We start from the raw sequence: 1,975 nt of genomic DNA, 5'->3' as shown, positions 1-1,975 counted from the left end.
TCATTTATCTACACAACTTCGAGACAACAGGAAAACTCTACTGCTCTGGTATGCAAACGCATTTGGTGCAGATTTATGGCATGTCGCAAACAGTAGGCACTCAGCAGGTTGGAAAAATGCGGAAGCGAGACGAGTCATCAAGACTCAGTTAATAGATGGTGTTCTTGTATACAGCGGCCCAGACAGCACAGCCTATGACGATGTTTATACGTACTTCCCATACTCTATAAGTACCGACGACTATGGGCTTTGGAACTATTCAAACTGGGTGGTTTTTTATATCAACTCAGTTAGCAGTTTCACAAATACACAAGGCGGCCGTTACCGCTATACGGTCGGAGGCTCCAATACTCAAGCGTCGTTTGGCTATCAATTCGGCTCTGCCACAACGATCACCCTGTGGGCGGTCATTGGTTCCAGTATTCGATCCTACGCGGTTGATTACTCTTTATTTGAAACGCAATTAGTCGATGGCTGGAACCATATGTCTCTGGCCGTATGTCAAGATTCTGTAGACGATCCATTCTATAAACTACGGTTTTATATCAACGGGCAACTTATTCATGAGCAGGATGAACCTAACGTTGATGCCTTGAGTGAAAGTGGATACTCAGCCAGTTTGTACAACGGCACAACTAACTTTCGAGCTGATTCTGACTACATGCCAGCGCTTTACTGGGCCACCAATCAGGCTCTGCCTCCGTCCAGACAGCAAGAGCTTTTTTCTTTATTTAAAAGTGAGAATGGTCTCTCGTAATGTAACTGAAATCACTACACTCCAAACAACGCGCCCCAACGCGCGCACAAGGCCATGATGGACGCACCTTGTTAACAAGCTGAGCATCCACCATGGCCGAAACTTACCACCACGGCGTCCGCGTCATCGAAATCACCGATGGCACTCGCCCGATCCGCACCGTATCCACCTCCGTTATCGGCCTGGTCTGCACCGCAGATGACGCTGATGCCGCCGTCTTTCCTGAAAACACGGCAGTGCTGCTGTCAAATCCGCGTGATGGGCTGGCCAGCGCAGGCACCACCGGCACGTTACTGCATGCGCTTACCGCCATCACCGAGCAAACCAAGGCTGTATGTGTCGTGGTTCGGGTGCCCGAAGGTGCTGATGCGGCTGAAACAGAAACCAACCTGATTGGCGGTGAAGTCGACGGCAAGAAAACCGGTATGCAGGCGCTGTTGTCAGCACAGTCCAAGCTCGGCGTAAAACCACGTATTCTCGGTGTGCCCGGGCTGGATACGCTGGCTGTAACCACCGCCCTGGTCACCGTCGCGCAAAAGCTGCGCGCATTCGTGTATGCCTGGTGCACCGGCTGCACCACCAAGGCCGAGGCCATCACCTACCGCGCCAACTTCACCGCCCGCGAACTCATGCTCATCTGGCCAGATTACCTGGATGACAACGACGACATCCTGTACGCCGTTGCTCGCGCCCTTGGTCTGCGCGCAAAAATCGACAACGACATTGGCTGGCACAAAACGCTTTCAAACGTTGTTGTGAACGGTGTTTCGGGCATCTCTGCCGACGTCTACTGGGATCTGCAAGACGAAACGTCCGATGCAACCGAACTCAATGCCAACGAAATCACCACTCTCATCAACCATGGTGGTTATCGGTTCTGGGGATCTCGTACCACTTCCGATGACGAAAATTTCGCCTTCGAAAACTACACACGCACTGCCCAGGTCATTGCCGACACCATGGCCGAAGCGCACCTGTGGGCCGTCGATAAGCCGCTGCATGCCAGTCTGGCCACCGACATCATCAACGGCGTGAACGCCAAATTCCGCGAACTGAAAGCCCAAGGCTACATCATCGATGCAACCGCCTGGTATGACGACACAGTCAACAACCAGAGCACTCTGGCGGCCGGCAAGCTGTACATCGACTACGACTACACGCCAGTGCCACCGCTGGAAAACCTGATGTTCCAACAGCGGATTACCGACCGCTATTTGG

Annotated in this window: 2 protein-coding genes; both read left to right on the top strand. The window is 52.7% G+C overall.

Features of this window, described 5'->3' with window-relative positions:
- On the top strand, positions 1 to 757 hold a 757-nt coding region (locus tag G516_RS24885; protein ID WP_028294060.1), incomplete at its 5' end, for a hypothetical protein.
- A 92-nt stretch (positions 758 to 849) separates the two neighbouring features.
- Positions 850 to 1,975 (top strand): phage tail sheath protein (locus tag G516_RS0113285; RefSeq protein ID WP_028294059.1); only part of this gene is annotated, 1,126 nt, incomplete at its 3' end.

Source organism: Oceanobacter kriegii DSM 6294 (assembly GCF_000422845.1).
Taxonomy (GTDB): Bacteria; Pseudomonadota; Gammaproteobacteria; order Pseudomonadales; family Oceanobacteraceae; genus Oceanobacter; species Oceanobacter kriegii.
This window is presented reverse-complemented; position numbering and strand designations above follow the sequence as displayed.